Below are 25,638 nucleotides of genomic sequence, written 5' to 3'. Positions count from 1 at the left end.
CTGCCGCGACTGGCGGGACCACTGTTCGGCCCGGGCCGGAACGCCTCCCGGGGCCGCCGCGACCGGCGGGCGTCACCGCACCGACCCGGGTGCTCCGCGCGCGCCCGTCTCAGGCGGCGCGCAACGCCCTGAGCAGGGCCAGCACGACGACCGCCGAGCGATCGGCCGCGTCGTCGACGTGCGCCTCGAACTGCCCCGGCGCGCAGAGGTCCGAAATGCCGCGCACCGACACGAACGGCACGCCGTGCACGTGCGCCGTCTGCGCGAGCGAGACCGACTCCATGTCGGTGGCGAGCGCCTGCGGGAACGCTCCGCGCACCCGCTCGACGTGATCGCCCGAGACGAAGACGTCTCCCGAGACGATGAGACCGCGACGCACCGGCACGGCTCCGGCCGGCACCTCGACGCCCAGCTCGACCTCCAACGCGGGAGCGTGCCCTGAGTAGCGCGCCGGCATCCCTGGCACCTGGCCGAGCGCGTAGCCGAAGGCCCGCGCGTCGGCGTCCGTCTGCACGTACTCGTCGCCGACGACCACGTCGCCGACCCGCACGTCCGCTCCCAGCCCACCCGCGGAGCCGGCGCTCACGACGAGCGGCGACGGGTCCTGGAGGATCGCGGCCGTCAGCCCGCCGGCGGCGTTCACGAGACCCACTCCCGTGCGCACCAGCAGCACGGAGCCGCCGTCGACGGTCAGGTCCCACTGCAGGGCGTTGCCGACGCCGCGCGGCTCGGAGGCGCGCTCGGACCTCTCGAGGAACGGCTCGGCCTCCTCGTCCATCGCCACCAGGACGATCGCGTCGCTCACGCGGTCACCGTCTCCCACTCGGAGCGCTGCGCGAGGAACGTGCGCGCCGCCTCCTGAGCGCCCTCGAGCGAGTGGTTGGCACCCCACCCGCACTGGGTCTCGTTGGCGGCGGGCACGGCATCGGCCTCGGTGATGTCCCGCAGTGTGTCCTCGACGAGCGAGAGCACCTCCGGCAGCTCGGGCTCGCCCGAGAGGATCAGGTAGAAACCGGTCTGGCAGCCCATCGGCGAGAAATCGACCACCCGGTCGGAGTGGTTGCGCGACTTCTCGGCGAACAGGTGCTCGAGCGAGTGCACGGTCGGCATCTCGAGGTGGGCGCGGTTGGGCTGCGTGAAGCGCACGTCGTACTTGACGAGGTGATCGCCTCCGGGCAGCGTCTTCGCGTCGGCGAGGCGCACATACGGCGCGGCGACGGTGCGGTGATCGAGGTTGAACGACTCGACGTTCATGCGCGGCTGATCCACGGTGGTCTCCTTCGCTGGGGTGCCTCCATTCTGCTCCGCCGACGAGGGAACCCCGAGGGGTTCCCTCACTCCCCCGGGACGAACCGGTAGCCCATGCCCGCCTCGGTGAGCAGATAGCGCGGCTGCGCGGGGTCGGGCTCGAGCTTCTTCCGGAGTTGCGCGAGGTAGAGGCGGAGGTAGCCGGTGTCGGTGACGTGCGCGGGGCCCCAGATCTCGGCGAGCAGGGAGCGACGGGTCACCAGCTTGCCCGCGTTGCGGATCAGGATCTCGAGCACCTGCCACTCCGTCGGGGTGAGCCTCACCGAGGCGCCGTCGCGCGTCGCGCTCTTCGCCACCAGGTCCACGGTCACCTCCCCGATCACGACCAGCGGCTCACCCTCGGCCGGCTGCACGCGCCGAGAGAGGGCCCGGATCCGCGCCAGCACCTCGTCCATCGAGAACGGCTTGGTCACGTAGTCGTCGGCCCCCGCATCGAGCGCCCCCACCTTGTCGGCGGCCCCCGTGCGCCCCGAGACCACCAGGATCGGCGCGCTCGTCCAGCCGCGCAGGCCGTGGATCACCTCGACTCCATCGAGCCGCGGCATGCCGAGGTCGATCATGTAGAGGTCGGGGTGCTCGTCCACCGCCCGGTTGATCGCCTCGGTGCCGTCACCGGCCGTCACCACGTCGTACCCGCGGGCGGTGAGCGTGATGCGCAGGGCGCGGAGGATCTGCGGGTCGTCGTCGGCGATCAGGATCTTCATGCGGCTCCTCCGGAGTCCTCGTGCGCAGTGGCGCTCGCGCGGGTGTCGGGAGGCGGCGCCAGCGGCAGCGTCACCACCATCGTCAGCCCTCCGCCCGGTGTGTCCTCCGTCTCGAGCGTGCCGCCCATCCCCTCCGTGAAGCCCTTCGAGAGCGCGAGGCCCAGTCCGAGCCCGGTGAGGTTGTCGTCGTCGCCGAGGCGCTGGAACGGCAGGAAGACCTCGGCGCGGCGCTCCTCCGGGATCCCCGGGCCGTGGTCGACGATGCGCAGCTGAGCGTTGCCGCCGAAGGCGCTGGCCGAGACCCGCACCCGCGTCCCGGGCGGGGCGAACCGGACCGCGTTGGCCAGCAGGTTGACCACCACGCGCTGCAACAGCACTGCGTCGGCCAGCAGCGCCGGACCCTCGGGATCGAGATCGAGGTCGACCTCCCCGGGGCCGAGCCCGAGCTCGTCGAGCGCGGGCAGCACCACGTCGGCGGCATCGAGCGGAGCCGGCGCCACGGCGAGCGCCCCCGCCTCCAGCCGGGTCACGTCGAGCAGATCGGTGACCAGCGCGGCGAGCACGGTCAGGCTCTCGTCGGCCGTGGCGAGCAGCTCCTCCCGGTCACTCTCGCTCCAGACCACCTCGGGCGAGCGCAACCCGCTGACCGCCGCGGTGGCCGCGGCGAGCGGGCGGCGCAGGTCGTGGCTCACGGCCGACAGCAGGGCGCTGCGCACCCGGTCGGTCTCGGCGAGCGGAGCCAGCGAGCTCGCCGTCTCGCTGAGCGCCGCGTTCTCGAGCGCCGAGTCCAACTGCGCCGCGACCACCCGGAGCAGCCGGCGCTCGCTCCCCTCGAGCTCGCGGCCGTGCAACTCGAGCACCGCGCCCTCCCCGACCGCGATGCGCGCGGGGTCGCCGTCCGGCTGCGGTTCACCGTCGGCGGCGACCACCTCGCCGTCGCGCAGCAGCCGCACCCCGGTCAGACCGAACGCCTCCCGCGAGCGCTCGAGGATCGCCTGCAGCGCCCCCTGCCCGCGGATCACTCCGCCCGCGATCGTCGCGAGCAGCTCCGACTCCGCTCCCGAGCGCTTCGCCGCGCGCGCCCGCCGGGCCGCACGGTCGACCACCGCGCTGACCAGCGCCGCGTTGAGCATGTAGAGCACCAGCGCCAGCGCGTGCAGCGGCTCGTCCACGGTGATCGTGTAGAGCGGATCCACGAAGAAGAAATCGAGGGTCAGCCCCGAGAGCACGGCCGCGAAGAGCGCAGGCCAGAGCCCGCCGACCAGCGCGACCACCACCACCAGCAGCTGGTACGAGAGCACGTCGCTCGTGATCGACTCGTCGCTGCGCAGGCTCGAGAGCAGCCAGGTCACCAGCGGACCGCCGGTGAGTGCGAGCACCATTCCCAGGACTCGGCGCCGCAGCGTCAGCGCACCGTCGAGCCTCGGCAGCACCGCGGTGCGGCCGGCCGCCGCATGACTGACGATGTGCACGTCGATGTTGCCGGACTCGCGGATCACCGTCGCTGCGGTTCCCGGAGTCAGCGCCGACGCGAGCCGGCCCCGGCGGCTCACCCCGATCACGAGCTGCGTCGCGTTCACCGAGCGGGCGAATTCGACCAGCGTGCGCGGCACATCCTCACCGACCACCTGGTGATAGCTGCCGCCGAGCTTCTCGACCAGCGCGCGCTGCGCCTCCAGCACGTGCGGCCGCGGGGCGCGCAGGCCGTCGGGCGTCACCACATGCACAGCGAGCAGGTCGCCCCCGGAGGCGCGGGCCGCGATCCGTGCGCCGCGCCGCAGCAGAGTCTCGCCCTCCGGTCCGCCCGTGAGGGTGACCACGACGCGCTCCCGCGCCTCCCAAGTGCTGTCGATGCCGTGCTCGACGCGGTAGTCGCGCAGGGCGCTGTCGACCTCGTCGGCGAGCCAGAGCAGCGCGAGCTCGCGGAGGGCGGTGAGGTTGCCGAGGCGGAAGTAGTTGGAGAGGGCAGCGTCGATCCGCTCCGGCGGGTAGACGCGGCCGTCGGCCAGGCGGTCGCGCAGGGCCTGCGGTGCGAGGTCGACGACCTCGATCTGATCGGCGGCGCGGAGGACCGCGTCGGGGATCGTCTCGCGCTGCGGCGCTCCGGTGATCGCGTGCACGACATCGTTGAGCGATTCGATGTGCTGGATGTTGACGGTCGAGAAGACGGTGATGCCGGCGTCCAGGAGCGTGCGCACGTCCTCCCAGCGTTTCTCCTGACGCGAGCCGCGGGCGTTGGTGTGCGCGAGCTCGTCGACCAGCGCGATGTCGGGCCGGCGGGCGAGCACGGCGTCGAGGTCCATCTCGTCGAGGTGGACTCCGCGGTGCTCGCGCGTGCGACGGGGCACGACCTCGAGACCCTCGACCATCGCGGCCGTGGCGGACCGGCCGTGCGTCTCGACCACGGCGACCACGACGTCTCGACCCTCGGCGGCGAGCCGGCGGCCCTCCTCGAGCATCGTGTAGGTCTTGCCCACCCCGGGCGCGGCTCCGAGGAGCACGTGCAGGCGGCCCTTCGTCATGCTCCGGACCTCCCCTCGTGCTCGCGGCTCCGAGGCACCTCGGGATCGCGGGATCGGCGTCGGCGCGCTCGATCGGGCGATCTCGACGGGCCGAACGCGAGTCTACGAGCCGGAGGTGCCGCGGGAGCCGTCACAGCTGCGAGAGGGCGGCGTTGAGCTCGAGCACGTCCACGGTCGGCTCGCCGAGGTAGCCGAGCTCGCGGCCCTCGGTGTGCTCCTCGACCAGCGCGCGCACGGCGCCCTCGTCGAGCCCACGGGCGGCGGCGACCCGCGGCACCTGCAGCAGCGCGTACTCGGGGCTGATGGCCGGGTCCACTCCAGAGGCGGAGGCGGTCAGTGCGTCGGCCGGCACTGCGGCCGGGTCGACTCCCTCGAGCGCGGCGATCGCCGCCCGCCGCTCCTCGACGGACGCGACCAGGTCGGGGTTCTCCGGCCCCAGGTTGCTTCCGGTGGAGGCTCCCGCGTCGTAGCCCGCGGCGGAGGGACGCGACTGGAACCACTCCGGCAGCGCCGCTCCGTCGGGGTCGGTGAACGACTGGCCGATCAGCGACGAACCGATCACCGCGCCGTCCTGGAGCAGGAGCGAGCCGTTCGCCTGGGCGGGCAGGGCGAGCTGCCCGACAGCGAGCACCGCGAGCGGGTACGCCGCTCCCAGCAGCACGGTGAACACGAGCATCGCGCGCAGCGCGACTCCGTACTGGCGGAGGCCCGAGCGAGTGGGATTCATGATTCTTTCTCTTCTCTGAAGGAGTGGAGGGCCGCGCGAGATGCCACTTCGGTACGCGACACGCCGAAGAACGCGTACCGAACTGGCATCTCGCGAAGAGGGTCTAGAAGCCGGGGAGGAGGGCGACGACGAGGTCGATCAGCTTGATCCCGAGGAAGGGAGCGATGACGCCGCCGAGCCCGTAGACGAGGAGGTTGCGACTGAGGATCTTCGAGGCGCTCAGCGCCCGATAGGCGACGCCGCGCAGGGCCAGCGGGAGGAGCACGACGATCACCAGCGCGTTGAACACGATCGCCGAGAGGATCGCCGAGGCCGGCGAGTGCAGCTGCATCACGTTCAGTAGCTCAAGCCCGGGAAAGACGCCCGCGAACATCGCCGGGATGATCGCGAAGTACTTCGCCACATCGTTCGCGATCGAGAACGTGGTGAGCGCTCCGCGGGTGATCAGCAGCTGCTTCCCGATCCGCACGATGTCGATGAGCTTCGTCGGGTCGGAGTCGAGGTCGACCATGTTGCCGGCCTCCTTCGCCGCCGAGGTGCCCGTGTTCATCGCCACGCCTACATCGGCCTGGGCGAGGGCAGGAGCGTCGTTGGTGCCGTCTCCGGTCATCGCGACCAGCGCGCCGCCCTCCTGCTCGCGCCGGATCAGGGCGAGCTTGTCCTCAGGAGTCGCCTCGGCGAGGTAGTCGTCGACCCCCGCCTCCGCCGCGATCGCGCGCGCCGTGAGCGGGTTGTCGCCCGTGATCATCACCGTGCGGATGCCCATCGCGCGCAGCTCCGAGAATCGCTCCGCGAGTCCCTCCTTCACCACGTCCTTCAGATGCACCACGCCCAGCAGGCGAGCACCGGCCCGGTCCTTCACCGCGACCACGAGGGGAGTGCCCCCGCTCTCGGACACACCGTCGACCAGCGCGGCGAGCTGCGAGGCAGCGGTCGGGGGCAGCGGCCCCTCCTCCTCCACCCAGGCGCGCACGGCAGATCCGGCGCCCTTGCGGAGGGAGGCGCCGTCGGGCAGATCGAGGCCGCTCATCCGCGTCTGCGCCGTGAAGGGCACGACGACCGCCTGCGCGGGTTCGACGGCGGGTCGGCCCGAGGCGCGGGCGAGGTCGACGATCGACGTCCCCTCGGGCGTCGGGTCGCTGAGCGAGGAGGCGGCGGCCGCGTCGACGAGCTCAGCCTCCGCCACGCCCCCGACCGGCAGGAACGCCACCGCGCGCCGATTGCCGTAGGTGATCGTCCCCGTCTTGTCGAGCAGGAGCGTCGTCACATCGCCCGCCGCCTCCACAGCCCGTCCGGACGTCGCGAGCACATTGCGCTGCACCAGCCGGTCCATTCCGGCGATGCCGATCGCCGAGAGCAGGGCGCCGATGGTGGTCGGGATCAGGCAGACCAGCAGAGCCACCAGCACCGGCACGCTGACGGAGGCGCCGACCGCGGAGGCGAGCGGGTCCAGGGTCAGCACCACCACGACGAACACGATCGACAGGCTCGCGAGGAGGATGTCGAGCGCGATCTCGTTCGGTGTCTTCTGCCGCGACGCGCCCTCGACCAGGCCGATCATCCGGTCGACGAACGTCTCGCCCGGGCGGGAGGTGATCCGCACCACGATCCGGTCCGAGAGCACGCGGGTGCCGCCCGTGACCGCGCTGCGGTCGCCTCCGCTCTCGCGGACCACCGGGGCCGACTCGCCCGTGATCGCCGATTCGTCGAGGGAGGCGATGCCCCAGACGATCTCACCGTCGCCGGGCACGAGGTCGCCCGCCTCCGCCACGATCACGTCGCCCCGCTGCAACTCGGCCGACGAGACCTCGACCGCACGCGCCGAGGCCGCGGACGGATCGGCGGGGTCGTACTCGACCAGCCGCCGAGCCGGCGTGCTGGTGCGGGTGGCGCGGAGGCTCTCGGCCTGCGCCTTGCCGCGGCCCTCGGCCACCGCCTCCGCGAGATTCGCGAAGACCACGGTGAGCCAGAGCCAGACGGCGATGCCCGCCGTGAAGGTGACCGGCACGACCGAGCCGCCGGAGCGCTCCGGACCGCCGAAGAACGGCTCTGCGATCGCGAGCAGCGTGGTCAGCACCGCGCCGACCTCGACGAGGAACATCACGGGAGTCCGCCACATCAGGCGGGGGTCGAGCTTGCGCACCGCGGCGGGAAAGGCCGCAGCGAGCTGGCGCGGTCCGAGAGCCGCGGTCCGCGGCCGCGCCGGGTCGGCCGGCGTTCGGGTGGGAGTGGTGGTCATCGGAGTCACAGCCCTTCCGCCAGGGGACCCAGCGCGAGTACGGGGAAGTAGGTGAGCGCGGTCACGACGACCGTCACGCCCACGAGGAGGCCGACGAACTGCGGTCGGTGGGTGGGCAGCGTTCCCGCGCTCGCGGGGACCGGCGTCTGCGCGGCGAGTGAGCCCGCCAGCGCCAGCACGAGCACGATCGGCAAGAACCGGCCGAGCAGCATCGCGACACCGAGCGCGGTGTTCAGCCATGGAGTGTTGGCCGTCAGCCCCGCGAAGGCCGAGCCGTTGTTGTTGGCGGCGGACGTGAAGGCGTAGAGCACCTCCGAGAAGCCGTGCAGCCCCGGGTTCAGGATCGACGTGCTCTCGACGTCGGCGCGGATCGAGGGGATCGCGAAGCTCAGCGCCGTCCCCGCGAGCACGAGCGTCGGCGTCACCAGGATGTACAGGCTCGCCAGTGTGATCTCGCGCGGGCTCAGTTTCCTGCCGAGGTACTCCGGGGTGCGGCCGACGAGCAGTCCGCCGACGAACACGGCGAGGACCGCGAGCACGAGCATCCCGTAGAGCCCCGACCCGACGCCGCCGGGGGCGACCTCGCCGAGCATCATGTTGAGCATCGGCAGCAGGCCGCCGAGCGCGGTGAAGGAGTCGTGCATCGCGTTCACCGCGCCGGTCGAGGTGAGGGTGCTCGCCGAGGCGAAGAGGGTGGAGCCGGCGATGCCGAAGCGGGTCTCCTTGCCCTCCATCGCGGCTCCCGCCGCCTGCGCAGCGGAGCCGCCGCCTCCCGCCTCCAGAGCGGTCAGTGCCGCGAGGGAGACGACGAAGATCGTCGCCATCGCGGCGAGGATCGCGCGTCCCTGCCGCACGTCGCCGACCATCCGCCCGAAGGTGCGCGGCAGCGAGAACGGGATCGCCAGGATCAGCACGATCTCGAGCAGGTTCACCCACGCCGAGGGGTTCTCGAACGGATGAGCGGAGTTGGCGTTGAAGTAGCCGCCGCCGTTCGTGCCGAGCAGCTTGATCGCCTCCTGCGAGGCCACTGCCCCGCCCGGGATGCTCTGCTCGCCACCCGTGAGCGTCGTCACGGCGAGCGGATCGTTCAGGTTCTGAATGACTCCGCCGGCGACCAGCACGACGGCGGCCAGGAGCGAGAAGGGCAGGAGGAGGCGCAGAGTGCCGCGCACGAGGTCGACCCAGAAGTTTCCGATCGTGCCGGAGGAGCTCCGCGAGAATCCGCGGATCAGCGCGACCGCGACCGCGAGACCCACGGCCGCAGAGACGAAGTTCTGCACGGCGAGCCCGCCGAGCTGCACCGCGTAGCCGAGCGTGAGCTCGGGCGAGTACGACTGCCAGTTGGTGTTGGTGACGAACGAGACGGCCGTGTTGAAGGCCAGCCCCTCCGGCACTGCGGGGAGACCGAGCGAACCGGGGAGGACCGCCTGCAGGCGCTGCATCCCGTAGAGCAGGAGCACCCCGACGAGCGAGAAGGCAAGCACGGCCCGGAGGTAGGAGCGCCAGGTCTGCTCGCCGGCGGGGTCGACCCCGATCAGGCGGTAGAGACCGCGCTCGACGGCGAGGTCCTTCGCCGACGTGTAGACGCGGGCCATGTGCTCACCCAGCGGGCGGTGCACGAGCGCGACGGCCAGACCGACGGTCGCGACCTGGAGGACGGCGAGGAGCGGGTCCATCAGAACCGCTCAGGGCGGATCAGGGCGGCGACGAGGTAGACGACGGCGGCGAGCGCCAGCACCGCCGCGAGGGCGTCGAACACGATCACCTGGCTTCCTCTCCGGTGCGGGTGGCTCGGCGATCGCGGGCCGGGGCGGGCGGGCCGCCGAGGGCGTGGACCCCCTTCGCAGCGAGGGCGACGAGCGAGAAGAGGGCGAGCATGCCGAGGAGGTAGACGAGGTCGAGCACGGAGGACTCCATCCGAGGAGCGGACGACGCTCGGAACCGAGCGCCTGCCGGGAAGCGGCACGGGAGCGATGCAACACCCCGCCCACAGCCCCCGGAGGCGTCCTCACGGTTCCCCTACGGCCCCGACCCGAGTCCTCGCGATTCCCTGACGGTCGCACTCGCCGGCACGCCCTGAGAGCGTTCTCTCCCACCAACGGCGGGGCGGGGTGGACCGAAGATCACATTTCGGCATCGCCTGGACATATTCGCCGATCGCGCTTTACTCGCCTGCATCGCGGGAATATGTTCTCTCCGTGGACAAAGCCCTCCCGGGGCTCTCCCGCCCTCCCGGGCGACGACACGACGACGTGCTCCACACGTGCACGCCTCGCGTCGTCCTCACCCACGGACACTGCTTTCAGAGAGGAATGCACTCCATGAAGTTCTCCCGCGGCATCACCACGCTGGCCGCCGCCGGCATCATCTCCCTCGGCCTCGCCGCCTGCTCGGCCAGCCCCGCCAACTCGGGCGGCGCCGGAGGCGAGAGCGCAGAGGGCGACTGCTCCGTCGGCATCTCGATGCCTACGCGCAGCCTCGAGCGCTGGATCAACGACGGCGAGGGCCTGCAGAAGCAGCTCGAGGGCGAGGACTGCACCGTCGACCTCCAGTACGCCGACAACAAGACCGATCAGCAGATCTCGCAGATCCAGAACCAGATCGCCGGAGGATCCAAGATCCTCGTCGTCGCGGCCATCGACGGCGAGGCGCTCGCCCCGGTCCTCGCCGAGGCGAAGAAGCAGAACGCGACCGTCATCGCGTACGACCGCCTGATCAACGGCACCCCCGACGTCGACTACTACGCGACGTTCGACAATTACAAGGTCGGCCAGCTCCAGGGCCAGTACATCGAGAAGACCCTCGACCTCGCGAACGCCGCCGGCCCCTTCACTCTCGAGCCCTTCGCCGGCAGCCCCGACGACAACAACGCGAAGTTCTTCTTCTCCGGCGCGTGGGGCATCCTCCAGCCCTACATCGAGAGCGGGAAGCTCACCGTCCCCTCGGGCAAGTCGCCCGCGTCCGACGACGACTGGGCCTCGATCGGCATCCAGGGCTGGGCCTCCGACAAGGCGCAGTCCGAGATGGACAACCGCCTCTCCTCCTTCTACACCGGCGGACAGAAGGTCGACGTGGTGCTCTCGCCCAACGACAGCCTCGCCATCGGCATCGAGGCCTCGCTGAAGTCCGCCGGCTACGCGCCCGGCGCGGACTACCCGACCATCACCGGACAGGACGCGGACAAGGCGAACGTCAAGGCGATCCTCGCCGACGAGCAGTCGATGACGGTGTGGAAGGACACCCGCACGCTCGGCGACCGCGTGTTCCAGATGGTGCAGTCGGTCGTCGCGGGCGAAGAGCCCGAGGTGAACGACACCGAGACGTACGACAACGGCGAGAAGGTCGTCCCGTCGTACCTGCTCGAGCCGCAGGTGGTCACGAAGGACGACGTGCAGTCCGTTCTTGTCGACTCCGGCTTCCTCAAGGCCGGCGACGTCGGACTCTGACCCCCCAGCGGGGGCGGGAGGCGCTGCCTTCCCGCCCCCCGCTCTCCGACTATCCGACTCTCCACAACGAAGTGAGGCCCTGTTGGCCAGTCCCATCCTCATCATGCGCGACATCGTCAAGGAGTTCGGCGGTGGCGTCCGCGCCCTCGATGGCGTCTCGCTCTCGGTCCAGCCCGGCGAAGTGCACGCCATCTGCGGCGAGAACGGCGCCGGCAAGTCGACGCTCATGAAGGTCCTGTCCGGCGTCTACCCCGTCGGAAGCTTCGAGGGCTCCATCGAGTTCGAGGGGCACCCCGCGCAGTACCGGTCGATCAACGACAGCGAGGCCGACGGCATCGTGATCATCCACCAGGAGCTCGCTCTCAGCCCCTACCTCTCGATCGCCGAGAACATCTTCCTCGGCAACGAGAAGTCGACCCGCGGAGTCATCGACTGGAACGCCACCAACGCGGAGGCGGCCCAGCTGCTCGCCCGCGTCGGCCTCGCTGAGAACCCAGCGACGAAGATCCTCGAGCTCGGCGTCGGCAAGCAGCAGCTCGTCGAGATAGCGAAGGCCCTCGCCAAAGAGGTGAAGCTCCTCATCCTCGACGAGCCGACCGCCGCTCTCAACGACGAGGACAGCGACCACCTGCTCGGGCTGATCGACCAGCTCCGCACGCAGGGCATCACCTGCATCATCATCAGCCACAAGCTGAAGGAGATCCGCGCCATCGCCGACACTGTCACGATCATCCGCGACGGCCGCACCATCGAGAGCTTCCCGATGGCGGGCGAGGAGGCGTCAGAGAGCCGCATCATCCGCGCGATGGTCGGCCGCGACCTCAACAGCATGTTCCCGCCCCGCGATCCGCAGATCGGTGAAGAGAAGCTCCGCGTCGAGAACTGGACCGTGCACCACCCCGTCGACATCGATCGCGTGGTCGTGGACGACGCGTCCTTCACCGTTCGCGCCGGTGAGATCGTCGGCTTCGCAGGCCTGATGGGCGCCGGCCGTACGGAGCTCGCGATGAGCATCTTCGGGAGGAGCTACGGCACCGGCATCTCGGGCCGCGTCTTCAAGGACGGCAAGGAGATCCAGACCCGCACCGTCGACGAGGCGATCCGCAACGGCCTCGCCTACGCGACCGAGGACCGCAAGCGCTACGGCCTCAACCTCATCGGCGACATCACCGTCAACGTCTCGGCCGCGGCGCTCTCGCGCCTGGCCCGGCTCGGCGTGATCGACAAGCACCGCGAGTACAAGGTCGCCGATTCGTACCGCTCCAAGATGAACATCAAGGCGCCGACCGTCTCTGCCGTCACCGGCAAGCTCTCCGGAGGCAATCAGCAGAAGGTCGTCCTCTCGAAGTGGATCTTCTCGGGCCCCGACGTCCTCATCCTCGACGAGCCCACCCGCGGCATCGACGTCGGAGCGAAGTACGAGATCTACGGAATCATCAACGAGCTCGCGGCCCAGGGCAAGGCGGTGGTCGTCATCTCGTCCGAGCTGCCCGAGCTGATCGGACTCGCCGACCGGATCTACACCATCTCCGAGGGGCGAATCTCGGGCGAGATCGACCGCGCCGATGCCACCCAGGAGCACCTCATGCACTACATGACCGCCGGAAAGGACCAGGCCCGATGAGCGCCACGACCACGACAGCGCCGGCGAACATGCCCGCCAACACTCCCTCCACCCCGCCCAAGCGCGCACGCCGGCTGAACATCAACCTGCGGCAGTACGGCATCCTCGCTGCGCTGGCCATCATCATCCTGCTGTTCCAGGTGCTGACAAACGGGCGCCTCCTGCTGCCCGGCAACGTGAACAACCTGATCCAGCAGAACGCCTACGTGCTGATCCTCGCGATCGGCATGGTGATGGTGATCATCGCCGGCCACATCGACCTCTCGGTCGGCTCCGTGGTGGCGATGGTGGGAGCCATCTCGGCGATCGCGATGAACAACTGGGGCCTGCCCTGGTGGGCGGCGGTCGTCGTGGCCCTGGTCACGGGAGCCGCCGTCGGAGCCTGGCAGGGCTTCTGGGTCGCCTTCGTCGGGATACCGGCATTCATCGTGACGCTCGCGGGCATGCTGATCTTCCGCGGCTTCACCCTGGTGCTGCTCACCGGCGGAACCGTCAACGGCCTCCCCACCGAGTTCACCGCGATCGGCGCGGGCTGGCTCCCGGGCGTCCTGGGCGGCATCGCCGGCCGCGACGCGCTCACCCTGGTGCTGGGTCTGATCGTCTGCGTCGTCCTCGTCGCGCAGCAGCTGCGGACCCGCGCCACGCTCCGCCGCCTCGAGCTGCCCCGCGAGCCCCTCGGCTCGCTGGTGGCGAAGTCGGCCATCGCCGTCCTCGCGATCATGGCGCTCGCCTGGCTGCTGGCCGGCTACAGCGGCACTCCGATCATCCTGATCGTGCTCGCGGTGCTCATCCTCGCCTACAGCTTCGTGCTCGGGCGGACGGTCTTCGGCCGCCACATCTATGCGATGGGCGGCAACCTGTTCGCCGCGATGATGTCGGGCGTCAAGACGAAGTGGGTCACCTTCTTCATCTTCGTCAACATGGGCGCCCTGGCCGGAGTCGCGGGCATCGTCAGCACCGCTCGCGCCGGCGGTGCGGTCGCTTCGGCCGGCCAGAACTACGAGCTGGACGCGATCGCCGCGGTGTTCATCGGCGGCGCGGCCGTCCAGGGAGGCGTGGGCACCGTCGTCGGAGCCGTCATCGGCGGTCTCGTGATGGGCGTGCTCAACATGGGCCTGTCGATCCTCTCGGTCGACGCGGCCTGGCAGATGGCGATCAAGGGCTTCGTGCTGTTGCTCGCAGTGGCCTTCGATATCTTCAACAAACGCCGCGCCGGCTCCCGCTGACCGGACCTGGGCCTCCGCACGGTCGTCTGCGGCGTTGTCGTCGGTCGCGATACCGCCCTTCCTCCTCCGCCTTGCAGACAACCGCGCAGAGACCCCGGGTGACGTTCGGGGGGTGGAGGGGAGCGCGCTCCGCGCGACTCGCAGGGGCGGGGAGGGCTCTCCGTGCGGCTCGGTCTGGGCGGGGAGCGCCACCAGGGGCGGGGCTGATGCTCGCTCTCAGTCGTTCCTTCTACAGTTCTCGGGCGCGGCTTCTCGACAGGAGGGGCCGCGCACGAGTGCATCCGAGACCCGGGCGGGTCCAGCGACAGGCGGGCGATCATGGCAGGAGCAGTCGGGGCGTCCAGCAACGCGCTGCTGCGCCGCCACAACCTCGCCGCTCTCGCGACCCTCGTGCATCGGTCCGGCCCCACCAGTCGCGCCGAGCTCGGCCGCCGCACCGGCCTCAACCGCTCGGCCGTCGCCAACCTCGTCGGCGAGCTGAGCGAGCTCGGCTGGGTCGCGGAGGAGACGGCGGCTCCCGACGGTCGCATCGGCCGCCCGAGCGCCACCGTCGTCCCCGGCGACCGGTTCGCCGCCGTGGGCGTGCACCTCGACACCGACGCGATCATCGTCGGCCTGGTGGGCCTGCACGGCGAGCTGCTGCGCCGCGTCCGCTTCGACACCGCCACGCCCGCGAGCCCCGCGACCGTCGTCCGCGTCGTCTCCGGCATCGTCGAGGGCTTCCGGTCCGAACAGGAGTCACTGCGCGTCCTGATCGGCGCCGGCGTCGCGGTCCCCGGACTGGTCCAGGCCGACTCCGGATTCGTGCATCGCGCTCCCCACCTCGGCTGGCGCGACGTCGATCTCGCCTCCCAGCTCGGCCGTGCACTCGGGCTGCCGGTCGCCGTCGGCAACGATGCGAGTCTGGGCGCCATCGGCGAATCGCTCTTCGGAGCCGCGCGCGGCGTCGCCGACGTCGTCTACGTCACCGGCGGTGCGGGCGGCATCGGCGGAGGGGTCATCATCGGCGGAGTCCCGCTCCAGGGCTCCTCGGGGTTCGCTGCCGAACTCGGCCACACCCTCGTCGCCGCGAACGGTCGCCTCTGCGGCTGCGGCCGCCACGGCTGCCTGGAGGCCGAGGTGCGGATGCGCTCCCTGCTGGACGTGCTCGACGCCCGCGTCCTCGACCAGGACGAGCTCGACATCGCACTCGGCACCTCCCGCGACCCCGCCGTGCTGGCCGAGGTCGCCCGCCAGGTCGACCTCCTCGCCGAGGGCCTCTCGACCTGCATCAACCTCTTCAACCCCACCACCGTCGTCCTCGGCGGCTTCCTCGGCTCGCTGCTCACCGTCGACCGCGAGTGCCTCGCAGCCCGCGTCTCGGCCCGCGCACTCAGCGACCTCGCCCGCGGCGTGAGGATCGAGCGGGCGGCGCTGCGCTCGAAGCTGGAACTGGTGGGCGCCGCGGAGCTACCCTGGCGGCGAGCGCTGGCCGATCCCGCAGCGGTCGCCGGAGGCACGCGGCCGCCGGGCGAGCGCAGCACCCGCGAGGACGCGCTCGGCGCTCGCGCCTGATCCCCACGCCCGAGCGCGGCACCCCACATCGAGGAGGACGAGCATGGCCGACTGGAACGACACGATCATCGAGGAGTTCCGCACCAGCGGCGGAACCGTGACCACCGGGGGCTTCGGGAGGAACCTCATCCTGGTGCACCACCGAGGCGCCCGCTCCGGCGAGGAGCGCGTGACTCCGCTGATGGCGCTGCACCCCTCCCCCGACGTCTGGCTCCTCGCCGCCTCCGCAGCCGGTGCCCCGAAGCACCCGGCCTGGTTCCACAATCTCGTCGCCCACCCCGACCTCGCGATCGAGACCCCCGACGACGGAACCGTCGACGTCCGCGCCCGCGTCCTCACCGGCGACGAGCGCGACGCCGGCTGGTCCCGCTTCACCACCGCCTCCGCCGCCTTCCTCGACTACGAGAAGCGCACCACCCGCACGATCCCCGTCGTCGAGCTCACTCGCCGCTGACGATCGGGCGCACCCTGCGTCCCGGACCTCCCTTCCGCTCCTACCCGACCTCTCCGACGTTCCGACGAAGAGTCTGCGCGGCGCGCCTGCTCTCCTGCACCGCCCGCTCATCCTGCCCGCAGCTTCTCACGGAGCACGTTTCGCGGTAGTTTCATCAAGCCCTTCACTGTCAGGGAGAGTGAAAACATGCGAGAAACATCAGCGCGCCTGCTCGATGATGCACTGCGCCGCCTCGAAGCCGGAGCGACGGCGCACGAACTCGAGAATCAGAACCTCGATTTCAAGCGGGACGGTCGATCCGCTGACGACGATGTCCTCAACATCGCCGAGGCGACGGCGTGTTTCGCGAATGCGTCGGGTGGTCTGGTCGTCGTCGGAGTCCACGACCGCGTAGCAGGGCCCGAGGCGATCATCGGTTCGCGCCTGGATCCCGATCGGACGCGCTCGCGGATATACGAGCTCACAGAGCCGAAGCTCCTTGTCGATGTCGTCGCCCTGCAGCACCGGGGCGTCCATGTCCTCGTGGTCGACGTACCGGCGAGCGTCACCGTGCACAGCCTGAAGAGCCGCATTCCCACCGAGCGAATCGGTGACTCCTGCTCGCCGATGTCGACTGACCGCATCGCTTCCGTCATTGCTGAGCGACGAGGCCAGGACTGGTCGGCGTCCGCGTCGAGAACGAAGGCATCCGCCGTAGATCCCGTCGCGATGGCGACCATTCGACGACTTCTTGAGCGCGCCGCATCACCGGCGAGTCGTCGACTCGCGCAGCAGCCTCAGGAGATCGACATTCTGCGCGGCCTCGGAGTCGTCACCGACGACGGGCGACTCACGAACACCGGAGCCCTTCTCGTCACCGATCAGCACGAGCACACAGCCGCGTTCTCCTACGTCCACCGTCGGACGCCCACGGGAACCGTGACGGCGAACGAGCAGCTGACGGGCCCTTTGGTGCTCCTTCTGGAGCAGCTTTTCCAGCTCATCAGCGCGCGAATCGACACGACACCCGTCTCCATCGGCAGGGGCCAGCAGCTCCACGTCTCCGATCTGCCCGAGGCCGCCATCCGCGAGGTCGTCGTCAATGCTGCGGTGCACCGTGACTATCGAGGGAATGGAAGGGTCACGGTCGAGCACACGCAGACACAGCTCGTCGTCACATCCCCGGGTGGATTCGTGAGCGGAGTACGCGCCGATAACGTCCTGACCACGTCTTCCCGCCCCCGGAACGGCCAGCTCGCCGGCGCACTACGCGCCCTCGGCTACGCCGAGACCGCCGGCTCCGGCGTCGACAAAATGTATGCCGAGATGGCAAGACTCGGGCACCAACCGCCCTCGTTCCTCTCCGAGGGAGACCATGTCCGGGTGACGCTCATCGGAGGAGCGCCGAACTCTGCGCTCACCCGCTTCGTCGCGACCCTGCCGCCCGAGGAGACCGAGGATGCGGACACCATGACCATCCTCCTCACTCTTCTCACTCAGCGGACGATCACTGCGCAGCAGCTCGTCCCGATTCTGCAGAAGTCGGGAACCTCGGAAGCACAGTCGGTGCTCGAGCGGTTGAGCTCCGAACGCGTTCCTCTGCTCGAACCGACCCGTGACTCATCACGGAGGACTCTGCCGCGCTATCGACTGCGAGAGGGGCCGCTCGCCGCTCTCGGAGCCGCCGTCACCTATCGGAGGCGGACGGCCGATCAGCTGGACCGGAAGATGATCGAGCTGCTCCGCGAGACGGGGAGCATCAACGCGCGGATGGTCCGCGTCCTCCTCGACGTGGACTCTCAGACGACGTCCCGGCTTATCGCCGATCTCATCAAGCGCGATCTCCTGGTCAAATCCCCCGGTCCGGGGCGCGGGCCGAACGTGACCTATGGGCCGGGAACGGCGTTCCCGGCGAGGATCCGCCACCACCGAGCGGTGCCGGAGACCGGCACAGAAGACCGATTCGACGTCCCAGACGACTGATCGGAGCGGCATGGCGCACGCTGCGCTCCAACAGCACGAGGGCTTGGGAGCGAGAAGAGCCCCCGACCGGACATCCGATCGGGGGCTTCGAGCTCTGGTGCGCGAGGGGGGAGTTGAACCCCCACGCCCTTTCGGGCACACGGACCTGAACCGTGCGCGTCTGCCTATTCCGCCACTCGCGCTCACCAGCGGCACCGAAGCGCCGACGTGAAATCGTAGCACCCCCGGGCCACGGGGCCGAACCGCGTCGGCCGGCCGGCTCGCACCTCGCCCCTCGCCCGGTTGACACGCCCGCACGCGCGCCGGCACGCCCTCCGCACGCCTCCCGAACCCGCGAAAGCACCGCGGAGGATCGCGCACCCAGACCATCCCAGTAACATGCCCGTAGCCGTGCGCGGCGCAGACCAGACAGGAAGCGGCGACGGGCGCGCAGACATCTCGATCCGTGCGCGACCGCCGAGAAGGCGAAGAACCGGAAGATCGGAAGACTGTGGGCATACTGGACAACTTCGAGAAGGGGCTCGAGCGCGTCGTCAACGGCGCGTTCGCGAGGACCTTCAAGTCGGGTCTGCAGCCGGTCGAGCTCGCCTCCGCCCTTCGCCGGGAACTCGACACCACCGCCGCCGTCGTCAGCCGAGACCGGATCCTCGTGCCCAACGACCTCGTGCTGCGGATGTCCGCGACCGACCTCGAGCGCATGGAGAAGCTGGGCGCGACCCTCGTCGATCAGCTCACTACGGTCGCGACCGAGCACGCGACCAAGCAGGGCTACCGCTTTCCCGGCCCGATCTCCATCGCGCTGGCGATCGACGCCTCGCTGAGCGACGGGATGGTCGAGGTCGACTCGCGGAGCGTCAAGGGCACGGTCGCCTACACTCCCGTCCTCGACATCGGCGGCACGCGCCACACGATCACCAAATCCCGCACCGTCATCGGCCGCGGGAGCGACGCCGACATCACCGTCGACGATTCCGGAACCTCACGCAAGCACGTCGAGATCCTGTGGGACGGTTCGCGCGCCCAGGTGCACGACCTCGGCTCGACGAACGGCTCGAAGCTCGACGGACGGCCCGTCACGCAGGCGCCCCTCTCGCCGGAGCAGACCATCACGATCGGACGCACGTCCATCGTCTACCGCGTCGTGCAGGGTGCAGCACCCGCGCGCGCCGACCGCTCGTCGTCCGGCAGGGCCGCCGGACGCAGCTCCGAGGGATTCTGGGACGACCGGCTATGAGCGAGCTCACTCTCTTCCTCCTGCGCATCGCGTTCCTCGCGCTGCTGTGGTTCTTCGTGTTCGGCATCGTCTACGCGCTGCGGTCCGACCTGTTCGGGCAGCGGGTGCGCAAGCTCCCCGCCGGCGCGCAGGCCGCTCCCGAGTCCCCCTTCGTGACGGCGGCCCAGCCGATCGTCGCGGCTCCGGCTCAGCCCACGGCTCCGGCTCAGCCCGCCGCTCCCGCCCCGCCGTCCGCCCCGTCGGCCCGCCGCAGCCGCGAGGCCGCTGCCGAGCGTCCCGAGCCGGGAGGCGCCGCGACCGTCCACACCGCCCAGCGCCTCGTCATCACCTCCGGCCCCAAGCGGGGCACCGAGCTCGAGCTAGCGGGCGAGCCACTCACCATCGGCCGCTCCGCCGAGTCGACCCTGGTGATCCGCGACGACTACACCTCGACCCACCACGCACGTCTGCTCCTCTGGAACGACGAGTGGATGATCCAGGACCTCGACTCGACGAACGGAACGTTCCTCGACGGCCGTCGCGTCGGCGCGCCCACGAAGGTTCCGCTGAACACGCCCGTCAAGGTCGGCACCACCACCTTCGAACTGCGGCGGTCGTAGCGCGTGGCATCGACTCCGGAGAGCGCCTCCGGTTCCGGCGCGGTGCGCGAGAGCGCCGCCGTCTCGCACGTCGGCCGGATCCGCTCGAACAATCAGGATTCCGGCTACGCCGGGCGACAGCTCTTCGTGGTCGCCGACGGCATGGGCGGGCACGCGGGAGGCGACGTCGCCTCCTCCATCGCAATCAAGCGCATCGCGGAGGCCGACCGCCCCTACGCCTCGACCTATGAGGCCGAGGACGAGCTCAAGCGGACGCTGCTCGCCGCGAACACTCTGCTGGCCGAGGCCGTCGTCGACCATCCGGAGCTCACGGGGATGGGCACGACGGTCAGCGCGATCGCGCGGGTGGGCGAGTCGGTCGCTATCGCCCACATCGGCGACTCCCGCATCTACGTCCTGCGCGACGGCAAGCTCGAGCAGGTCACCACCGATCACACCTTCGTGCAGCGACTGGTCGACTCGGGCCGCATCACCGAGGAGGAGGCGATGACGCACCCGCGCCGCTCCGTCCTGATGCGGGTGCTCGGCGACGTCCACGCCAACCCCGAGATCGACACGCTGACCCTCGAGACCGAGCCGCACGACCGCTGGCTGATCTGCTCCGACGGCCTGTCGGGAGTCGTCCCGCACGACGAGATCCTCAAGGAACTGAGCCGCGACGAGACCGCGCAGCAGGTGGCGGACCGGCTGATCCGGGACAGCCTCTCGCACGGCGCCCCCGACAACGTGACCGTGGTCATCCTCGACATCCCCGGAGCGGGCGACACCGCGCAGATCCTCGCGCCCAGCGAGGAGCCGGTGGTCGTCGGCTCGGCCGCTTCGCCGACACCGCTGAGCACCGACGAGTCGCAGAGCCGCGGGAGGATCCCCGGCCTCCGCCTGCACACCCGCGCACCGGCCGCGCAGGGCCCCACCCACTTCGAGCCCGCCTCCGAGGACTACCTCGACGAGCTCATCGAGGAGGACCGCCGCCGGCACCTGCGCCGCCGCATCACCTGGCTCGTCGGCCTCTCGCTCGTGCTCATCATCGGTTTCCTGGGCGTGCTGCTCGCCTACGACTGGACGCAGTCGCGCTTCTACGTGGGCACCGACGGCGACACCGTGATCATCTACCAGGGCATCCAGCAGTCGGTCGGCCCGCTCTCACTGTCGGAGGTGAGGGAGGACACCGGCATCCCGATCGACTCCCTGCGCGCCTACGACGTCGAGCAGCTGGAGCAGACCATCAGCGCCGACTCCTACCCGGCCGCCGTCGAGATCGTCGAGCGCCTGACGGACGCGAACGGAGCACCATGACGGACGCCGCCACGGCCACCGCCCGCCCCACCTCCGAGCGGCAGGGCTTCTTCCGGCAGAAGCTGCGCAACCTCGAGCTGCTCCTGCTGGTCTTCGCGTGCGTCATCGACGCCGCCGCGATCGTCCTCGTGCAGCTCGGCGCGCTCGGCGCCGTCGACAGCACGCTCGTCTCGCTCGGCGCCGGTCTCGCGGGCCTGGTGCTGGCGGTCCACGTGGTGCTGCGGTTCGCCGCCCCGGCAGCGGACCCCTTCCTGCTGCCCATCGCGACGGTGCTGAACGGCCTGGGCGTCGCCGAGATCTACCGCATCGACATCGCCGACGGAGTCACCGGCTGGGATTCGGTCGCCGTACGGCAGCTCTTCTGGAGCGGCCTCGCGGTCGTCGCCGCGATCGTTGTCCTACTGGTGATCCGCAACCACCGCGTGCTGTTCCGCTACACCTACGTGGCCGGATTCGTCGCGATCGCGCTGCTCCTGCTTCCGCTGCTGCCGTTCATCGGTCGCGAGGTCAGCGGCGCCCGCGTCTGGATCGGCATCGGTGACGTCGCGAGCTTCCAGCCCGGCGAGATCGCCAAGATCGCCCTCGCCGTGTTCTTCGCCGGCTACCTCGTGCGCAACCGCGACTCCCTCTCGATGGTCGGCCGCACCGTGCTCGGGATGCGCTTCCCGCGCCTGCGTGACCTCGGGCCGATCCTGGTCATCTGGGCCGTCACGATGGGCGTCATCGTCTTCCAGCGCGATCTGGGCACCGCACTGCTCTACTTCGGCCTGTTCCTGGTGATGCTCTACGTCGCCACGGGGCGCACCAGCTGGGTGCTCATCGGCGTCGGCCTGTTCCTCGGAGGCGCGCTGCTGGCCAGTCAGACCCTCGACTACGTGGGCAACCGCTTCGCGAACTGGCTGGAGCCTCTGAGCGCCGAGCGCTACAGCGCCGACCCGGGAGGCAGCTACCAGCTCGTCCAGGGTCTGTTCGGCCTGGCGCACGGCGGCCTGCTCGGAACGGGGCTCGGCCAGGGAATGCCGGATGTCACTCCGGTCCCGCAGTCCGACTACATCATCGCGAGCCTCGGCGAGGAGCTGGGCCTGGCCGGCCTGTTCGCGATCTTCGGCCTCTACCTCCTCCTTGTCTCGCGGGGCTTCCGCATCGGCTTCGCCGGGCAGGACGACTTCGGCCGCCTCCTGGGAGTCGGCCTCTCGTTCGTGATCGCCCTGCAGTGCTTCATCGTCATCGGAGGCGTCACCCGCGTCATCCCGCTGACCGGCCTGACCACGCCCTTCCTGGCGGCCGGCGGCTCCTCCCTCGTGGCGAACTGGATGATCGTGGCTGTGCTGCTGCGCCTCTCCGACACAGTCCGCAGTCAGCCTCGTCTGGTGGTGTGATCCGTCGATGAACCGAGAACTCAAACGCGTGAGCCTCGTCGTGCTGACGATGTTCGTCGCCCTCTTCCTGTCCACGACCACGATCCAGGTCATCCAGGCCGACTCACTCGCGGAGGACGGACGGAACACGCGGACCCTCTACGAGAGCTTCTCGACCGAGCGCGGGCCGATCCTCGTCGCGGGGCAGCCCATCGCCTCCTCGACGCCCTCGGACGATCTGTACAAGTTCCAGCGCCAGTACGCGAACGGCCCGCTCTACTCGGCCGTCACCGGCTACTTCACTCTCGACCAGGGCACCACGGGTGTCGAGCGCTCGCTCAACGACTATCTCTCGGGCACCTCGAACTCGCAGTTCTTCGACGAGATCAACAACCTCGTCTCCGGCCAGGACCCGAAGGGCGCGTCGGTCGAGCTCTCGATCGACCCGGTCGCCCAGCAGGCCGCCTTCGACGCCCTCGGCGACTACACCGGAGCGGTCGTCGTCACCGAGCCGGCCACCGGGCGGATCCTCGCCATGGTCTCGAAGCCGAGCTTCGACCCCACTGCTCTCACCCCCCACGACACGGGCGACGTGCTCGCCGCCTACCGCGCCCTGAACGACGACTCCTCGCAGCCGCTCGTCAACCGCGCGATCGGCGGCTCGCTGAACCCGCCCGGCTCGGTCTTCAAGCTGGTCGTCGCGTCCGCTGCGCTCGAGTCCGGGCGCTTCACGGCGGACTCGAGCTTCCCGAACGCCGCGTCCTTCACGCTGCCCGGGTCGAGTTCTCAGGTGACCAACTCCGGAGGCGGCCTCTGCGGCCCCGGTGACACGGTCACGCTCGCGACCGCGGTCTCGCTCTCGTGCAACGTGCCGATGGCCGAGATGGGCGTGCAGCTCGGGGCCGACGCGATCCGCTCGCAGGCCGAGAAGTTCGGTTTCGACACGGAGCTCGAGATCCCGATGTCGGTCGAGGCCAGCCAGTACCCCTCCGCCACGGACGACGCGCAGACGGCGCTCACCGCGTTCGGGCAGTACGAGGTCAAGGCGACGCCGCTGCAGATCGCGATGGTCTCGGCGGCGATCGCGAACGGCGGCGAGGTCATGCAGCCGAACCTGGTCGACTCCATCCGCTCGCAGGACCTCAGCGTCCTGCAGCAGTTCCAGGAGAGGTCGCTCGGCCGGGCGGTGAGCACGCAGACCGCGGACGCCGTCAAGGCGATGATGGTCGCCAGCGTCCAGGGAGGCGCGGCGACGAATGCAACAATAGGGGGCGTCACTGTGGCCGGTAAGACCGGTACCGCCGAGAACGGCGCGGACGACCCGTACACCCTCTGGTTCACCGGCTTCGCGCCCGCGGACGACCCGCAGTACGCCATCACCGTGCTCGTGGAGAACGGTGGAGGGCTCGGCCAGAACGGGTACGGCAACCTGATCGCCGCACCCATCGGACAACAGGTACTAGAGGCGGTGCTGAACAAATGAGACCCACGACAGGCCTCACCTTCGGGGGACGCTACGAGCTGCAGTCCCGGATCGCCATCGGCGGCATGGGAGAGGTGTGGCAGGCGACCGATCTGGTCATCGGCCGCACGATCGCGATCAAGATCCTGAAGGACGAGTACCTCGGCGACCCCGGCTTCCTCGAGCGCTTCCGCGCTGAGGCCCGCCACGCGGCGCTGGTCAACCACGAGGGCATAGCCAACGTGTACGACTACGGCGAGGAGGACGGCTCGGCCTATCTGGTCATGGAGCTCGTCCCCGGCGAGGCGCTCTCGACCGTGCTGGAACGCGAACGCGTCCTCTCCACCGACAAGGTCCTCGACATCGTCGCGCAGACGGCTCTGGCCCTGCACGCCGCGCATGCCGCGGGCCTCGTGCACCGCGACGTCAAGCCGGGCAACCTGCTGATCACTCCGGACGGCCGCGTCAAGATCACCGACTTCGGCATCGCCCGCATCGCCGATCAGGTCCCGCTGACCGCGACCGGCCAGGTCATGGGCACCGTCCAGTACCTCTCTCCGGAGCAGGCGAGCGGCCAGCCCGCCTCCCCCGCGACCGACATCTACTCGCTCGGCATCGTCGCGTACGAGTGCCTGGCGGGTCGCCGCCCCTTCACCGGCGAGTCGCAGGTCGCGATCGCGATGGCGCAGATCAACGACACCCCGCCGGAGCTCCCGGTCACGGTCGCGGAACCGGTGCGCAACCTCGTCTACTCCTGCATCTCGAAGAAGCCGGCCGATCGCCCCGCCACCGCGGCGCACCTCGCCCGCGCGGCCCAGGCGTTGCGCTCGGGCGACGTGCGCGGAGCAACCGTGGCCGTGCCCGCCGTCGCCGGCGATCTCGCGGCGACCCAGGCCACCACGGTCCTCCCCTCCCCTCAGGGCGCGACCCAGGCCACCACGGTGCTCCCCTCCGCCGCGGCCGCTGCGGCCGACCCGTTCGCGGCGCTCGACGAGCCCGCACCTCCCGCCGAGGAGCCGCGCAAGCGCAGCCCGTGGACCTGGCCGCTCATCGCCCTCATCGTCATCCTCGCGGTCGTGATCGCAGGCACGATCTTCGCTCTCACGACCGGAGGCGACTCCCAGGCCCGTCCCACGGCGAGCGCCCCGCAGAGCACGGCGCCCTCGCCGACGCCGTCGCAGACTCCGAGCGCGACGCCGACACCCACCTCCAACACCGTCGTGATCAACAAGGCCGACTACGTCGGTCGTGCGTTCGATGAGGTCGAGACCGAGCTCGACGCGCTGGGCATGGGCGTCCGCCGCACCGACGGGCCGAGCGCTCCCACCGCCGACCAGGTCGGCCTCGTCGAGGACGTCAATCCGACCGCGAACGTCGTCAAGGGCACGACGATCGACGTCTCGGTCTACACGGCGGTCGCTGTTCCCGACGCCCCGACGGCCGTGCCCACGGTGACCCCGGCCGCATCGAGCGTCGACGCAGGAGCCACCTTCACCGTGACCTGGAGCAACTACAACCAGTGCCCGAGTGGAACCTCCGTGAGTGGTTACCGGGTTGCCGCGTCCGGAGACGGCGCGAGCGTGACCAGCACGAACCCGTCGACCTCGACGACCGCGAGCATCCAGGCCGGCCCCGCCGCCGGCGAGATCGCCGTCACCTACACGGTCCTCTGCGGCGAGACGGAGTCGGCGGCCTCGCCGACCCTCACGGTCGCCGTCGATGCACCGACGCCGTCGCCGTCGCCGAGCACTCCGTCCGGTACCGCCACCCCGTCGACACGGTAGCCGCGCTCCGATGAGGCCGCCCGACCGCGAGGTCCGGGCGGCCTCATCGCGTGACCGGACGCCGGATCGGGCGGCTGAGCCCCTCACCGCGCCGCCCACCGGGAACACCCGGGGCCCGTAGGTACACTTGCCCTGGCTC

At 70.4% G+C, this 25,638-nt stretch carries 21 protein-coding genes, 1 tRNA gene and 1 pseudogene; 13 read left to right on the top strand and 10 right to left on the bottom strand.

Translation table 11 applies throughout. The features are described 5' to 3' along the window. Positions 1-109: 109 nt before the first annotated feature. The 9 genes from mtnN to GSU10_RS00180 form a co-directional block, all read right to left on the bottom strand. A complete protein-coding gene (gene mtnN / locus GSU10_RS00220) occupies positions 110-805 on the bottom strand; it encodes a 5'-methylthioadenosine/S-adenosylhomocysteine nucleosidase (RefSeq protein WP_236713554.1) in 696 nt (231 codons plus the stop codon). After that, a complete protein-coding gene (locus tag GSU10_RS00215; protein ID WP_068209529.1) occupies positions 802-1,254 on the bottom strand; it encodes an S-ribosylhomocysteine lyase in 453 nt (150 codons plus the stop codon). The genes mtnN and GSU10_RS00215 overlap by 4 nt, the downstream gene beginning before the upstream one ends. Before the next feature lie 80 nt (positions 1,255-1,334). Further along, a complete protein-coding gene (locus GSU10_RS00210) occupies positions 1,335-2,012 on the bottom strand; it encodes a response regulator (RefSeq protein ID WP_068209503.1) in 678 nt (225 codons plus the stop codon). Then, positions 2,009-4,534 carry a sensor histidine kinase gene (locus GSU10_RS00205; protein WP_068209500.1) on the bottom strand — a complete coding sequence of 842 codons (2,526 nt, stop codon included), beginning with the start codon at positions 4,532-4,534 and terminating at the stop codon, positions 2,009-2,011. The genes GSU10_RS00210 and GSU10_RS00205 overlap by 4 nt, the downstream gene beginning before the upstream one ends. A gap of 130 nt (positions 4,535-4,664) precedes the next feature. Further along, positions 4,665-5,261, bottom strand: coding sequence for a K(+)-transporting ATPase subunit C (kdpC, locus tag GSU10_RS00200; RefSeq protein ID WP_068209497.1), 597 nt, complete (start codon positions 5,259-5,261; stop codon positions 4,665-4,667). 103 nt (positions 5,262-5,364) lie between these two features. Beyond that, positions 5,365-7,500 (bottom strand): potassium-transporting ATPase subunit KdpB, encoded by a 2,136-nt coding sequence (kdpB, locus tag GSU10_RS00195; protein WP_068209527.1) that lies wholly within the window; start codon positions 7,498-7,500, stop codon positions 5,365-5,367. Positions 7,501-7,505: 5 nt separating this feature from the next. Then, positions 7,506-9,176, bottom strand: a complete 1,671-nt coding sequence (kdpA, locus tag GSU10_RS00190) for a potassium-transporting ATPase subunit KdpA (protein WP_068209495.1) — start codon at positions 9,174-9,176, stop codon at positions 7,506-7,508. Further along, a complete protein-coding gene (kdpF, locus tag GSU10_RS00185; RefSeq protein WP_068209492.1) occupies positions 9,176-9,265 on the bottom strand; it encodes a K(+)-transporting ATPase subunit F in 90 nt (29 codons plus the stop codon). The genes kdpA and kdpF overlap by 1 nt, the downstream gene beginning before the upstream one ends. Beyond that, entirely contained in the window at positions 9,262-9,417 is a 156-nt protein-coding gene (locus tag GSU10_RS00180) for a hypothetical protein (RefSeq protein ID WP_158286083.1), read from the bottom strand. The genes kdpF and GSU10_RS00180 overlap by 4 nt, the downstream gene beginning before the upstream one ends. Positions 9,418-9,821: 404 nt before the next feature. Here GSU10_RS00180 and chvE point away from each other — a divergent pair, with 404 nt between their 5' ends. The 7 genes and pseudogenes from chvE (at position 9,822) to GSU10_RS00150 (ending at position 17,766) form a co-directional block, all read left to right on the top strand. Beyond that, a complete protein-coding gene (chvE, locus tag GSU10_RS00175; RefSeq protein WP_422395422.1) occupies positions 9,822-10,946 on the top strand; it encodes a multiple monosaccharide ABC transporter substrate-binding protein in 1,125 nt (374 codons plus the stop codon). Positions 10,947-11,049: 103 nt separating this feature from the next. Then, positions 11,050-12,570 (top strand): multiple monosaccharide ABC transporter ATP-binding protein, encoded by a 1,521-nt coding sequence (gene mmsA / locus GSU10_RS00170; protein WP_068209489.1) that lies wholly within the window; start codon positions 11,050-11,052, stop codon positions 12,568-12,570. Further along, a complete protein-coding gene (gene mmsB, locus GSU10_RS00165) occupies positions 12,567-13,796 on the top strand; it encodes a multiple monosaccharide ABC transporter permease (protein ID WP_068209486.1) in 1,230 nt (409 codons plus the stop codon). The genes mmsA and mmsB overlap by 4 nt, the downstream gene beginning before the upstream one ends. Positions 13,797-14,114: 318 nt before the next feature. Further along, the gene (locus GSU10_RS00160; RefSeq protein ID WP_068209483.1) at positions 14,115-15,350 is read left to right on the top strand and encodes an ROK family transcriptional regulator; all 1,236 of its coding nucleotides are present in this window, start codon (positions 14,115-14,117) and stop codon (positions 15,348-15,350) included. Positions 15,351-15,393: 43 nt separating this feature from the next. Continuing rightward, complete coding sequence (locus GSU10_RS00155) at positions 15,394-15,804, top strand: nitroreductase/quinone reductase family protein (protein ID WP_068209481.1); 411 nt, start codon at positions 15,394-15,396, stop codon at positions 15,802-15,804. A gap of 186 nt (positions 15,805-15,990) precedes the next feature. After that, positions 15,991-16,353: pseudogene (locus GSU10_RS15660) on the top strand (AlbA family DNA-binding domain-containing protein); the annotation flags it as partial. A gap of 159 nt (positions 16,354-16,512) precedes the next feature. Then, on the top strand, positions 16,513-17,766 hold the full coding sequence (locus GSU10_RS00150; protein WP_236713552.1) for an ATP-binding protein: 1,254 nt from the start codon (positions 16,513-16,515) through the stop codon (positions 17,764-17,766). A 95-nt stretch (positions 17,767-17,861) separates the two neighbouring features. Here the strand turns inward: GSU10_RS00150 and GSU10_RS00145 are convergent. Beyond that, positions 17,862-17,948, bottom strand: a tRNA-Leu gene (locus GSU10_RS00145). 308 nt (positions 17,949-18,256) lie between these two features. On the opposite strand from GSU10_RS00145, the gene GSU10_RS00140 reads away from it, so the two are divergent. Genes GSU10_RS00140 through GSU10_RS00115 form a run of 6 tightly spaced genes read left to right on the top strand, consistent with a single transcriptional unit; the run spans position 18,257 to position 25,499 of the window. Beyond that, positions 18,257-19,000, top strand: coding sequence for an FhaA domain-containing protein (locus GSU10_RS00140; protein ID WP_068209475.1), 744 nt, complete (start codon positions 18,257-18,259; stop codon positions 18,998-19,000). Continuing rightward, positions 18,997-19,599, top strand: coding sequence for an FHA domain-containing protein FhaB/FipA (locus GSU10_RS00135; RefSeq protein ID WP_132504610.1), 603 nt, complete (start codon positions 18,997-18,999; stop codon positions 19,597-19,599). The genes GSU10_RS00140 and GSU10_RS00135 overlap by 4 nt, the downstream gene beginning before the upstream one ends. Positions 19,600-19,602: 3 nt before the next feature. Next, positions 19,603-20,895, top strand: a complete 1,293-nt coding sequence (locus tag GSU10_RS00130) for a Stp1/IreP family PP2C-type Ser/Thr phosphatase (RefSeq protein WP_236713494.1) — start codon at positions 19,603-19,605, stop codon at positions 20,893-20,895. Then, entirely contained in the window at positions 20,892-22,274 is a 1,383-nt protein-coding gene (locus GSU10_RS00125) for an FtsW/RodA/SpoVE family cell cycle protein (RefSeq protein ID WP_068207853.1), read from the top strand. Before GSU10_RS00130 ends, GSU10_RS00125 begins: the two co-directional genes overlap by 4 nt. Before the next feature lie 7 nt (positions 22,275-22,281). Further along, on the top strand, positions 22,282-23,736 hold the full coding sequence (locus GSU10_RS00120; protein WP_132504608.1) for a peptidoglycan D,D-transpeptidase FtsI family protein: 1,455 nt from the start codon (positions 22,282-22,284) through the stop codon (positions 23,734-23,736). Continuing rightward, positions 23,733-25,499 (top strand): protein kinase domain-containing protein, encoded by a 1,767-nt coding sequence (locus GSU10_RS00115; RefSeq protein ID WP_132504607.1) that lies wholly within the window; start codon positions 23,733-23,735, stop codon positions 25,497-25,499. The genes GSU10_RS00120 and GSU10_RS00115 overlap by 4 nt, the downstream gene beginning before the upstream one ends. Positions 25,500-25,638 lie beyond the last annotated feature (139 nt).

It is taken from the genome of Rathayibacter tanaceti, from assembly GCF_009834165.1.
Classification (GTDB): domain Bacteria; phylum Actinomycetota; class Actinomycetes; order Actinomycetales; family Microbacteriaceae; genus Rathayibacter; species Rathayibacter tanaceti.
Note: the sequence above shows the minus strand (reverse complement) of the source record. Positions and strands in the feature narration are given on the sequence as shown.

What these genes read in the sequence shown, in the direction of transcription:
- GSU10_RS00215 (WP_068209529.1), bottom strand. Translation starts at nt 1,254, where the DNA reads ATGAACGTCGAGTCGTTCAACCTCGATCACCGCACCGTCGCCGCGCCG.
- GSU10_RS00210 (WP_068209503.1), bottom strand. Translation starts at nt 2,012, where the DNA reads ATGAAGATCCTGATCGCCGACGACGACCCGCAGATCCTCCGCGCCCTG.
- GSU10_RS00205 (WP_068209500.1), bottom strand. Translation starts at nt 4,534, where the DNA reads ATGACGAAGGGCCGCCTGCACGTGCTCCTCGGAGCCGCGCCCGGGGTG.
- kdpC (WP_068209497.1), bottom strand. Translation starts at nt 5,261, where the DNA reads ATGAATCCCACTCGCTCGGGCCTCCGCCAGTACGGAGTCGCGCTGCGC.
- kdpB (WP_068209527.1), bottom strand. Translation starts at nt 7,500, where the DNA reads ATGACCACCACTCCCACCCGAACGCCGGCCGACCCGGCGCGGCCGCGG.
- kdpA (WP_068209495.1), bottom strand. Translation starts at nt 9,176, where the DNA reads ATGGACCCGCTCCTCGCCGTCCTCCAGGTCGCGACCGTCGGTCTGGCC.
- GSU10_RS00180 (WP_158286083.1), bottom strand. Translation starts at nt 9,417, where the DNA reads ATGGAGTCCTCCGTGCTCGACCTCGTCTACCTCCTCGGCATGCTCGCC.
- chvE (WP_422395422.1), top strand. Translation starts at nt 9,822, where the DNA reads ATGAAGTTCTCCCGCGGCATCACCACGCTGGCCGCCGCCGGCATCATC.
- mmsA (WP_068209489.1), top strand. Translation starts at nt 11,050, where the DNA reads ATGCGCGACATCGTCAAGGAGTTCGGCGGTGGCGTCCGCGCCCTCGAT.
- mmsB (WP_068209486.1), top strand. Translation starts at nt 12,567, where the DNA reads ATGAGCGCCACGACCACGACAGCGCCGGCGAACATGCCCGCCAACACT.
- GSU10_RS00160 (WP_068209483.1), top strand. Translation starts at nt 14,115, where the DNA reads ATGGCAGGAGCAGTCGGGGCGTCCAGCAACGCGCTGCTGCGCCGCCAC.
- GSU10_RS00155 (WP_068209481.1), top strand. Translation starts at nt 15,394, where the DNA reads ATGGCCGACTGGAACGACACGATCATCGAGGAGTTCCGCACCAGCGGC.
- GSU10_RS00150 (WP_236713552.1), top strand. Translation starts at nt 16,513, where the DNA reads ATGGCGACCATTCGACGACTTCTTGAGCGCGCCGCATCACCGGCGAGT.
- GSU10_RS00135 (WP_132504610.1), top strand. Translation starts at nt 18,997, where the DNA reads ATGAGCGAGCTCACTCTCTTCCTCCTGCGCATCGCGTTCCTCGCGCTG.
- GSU10_RS00125 (WP_068207853.1), top strand. Translation starts at nt 20,892, where the DNA reads ATGACGGACGCCGCCACGGCCACCGCCCGCCCCACCTCCGAGCGGCAG.
- GSU10_RS00120 (WP_132504608.1), top strand. Translation starts at nt 22,282, where the DNA reads ATGAACCGAGAACTCAAACGCGTGAGCCTCGTCGTGCTGACGATGTTC.
- GSU10_RS00115 (WP_132504607.1), top strand. Translation starts at nt 23,733, where the DNA reads ATGAGACCCACGACAGGCCTCACCTTCGGGGGACGCTACGAGCTGCAG.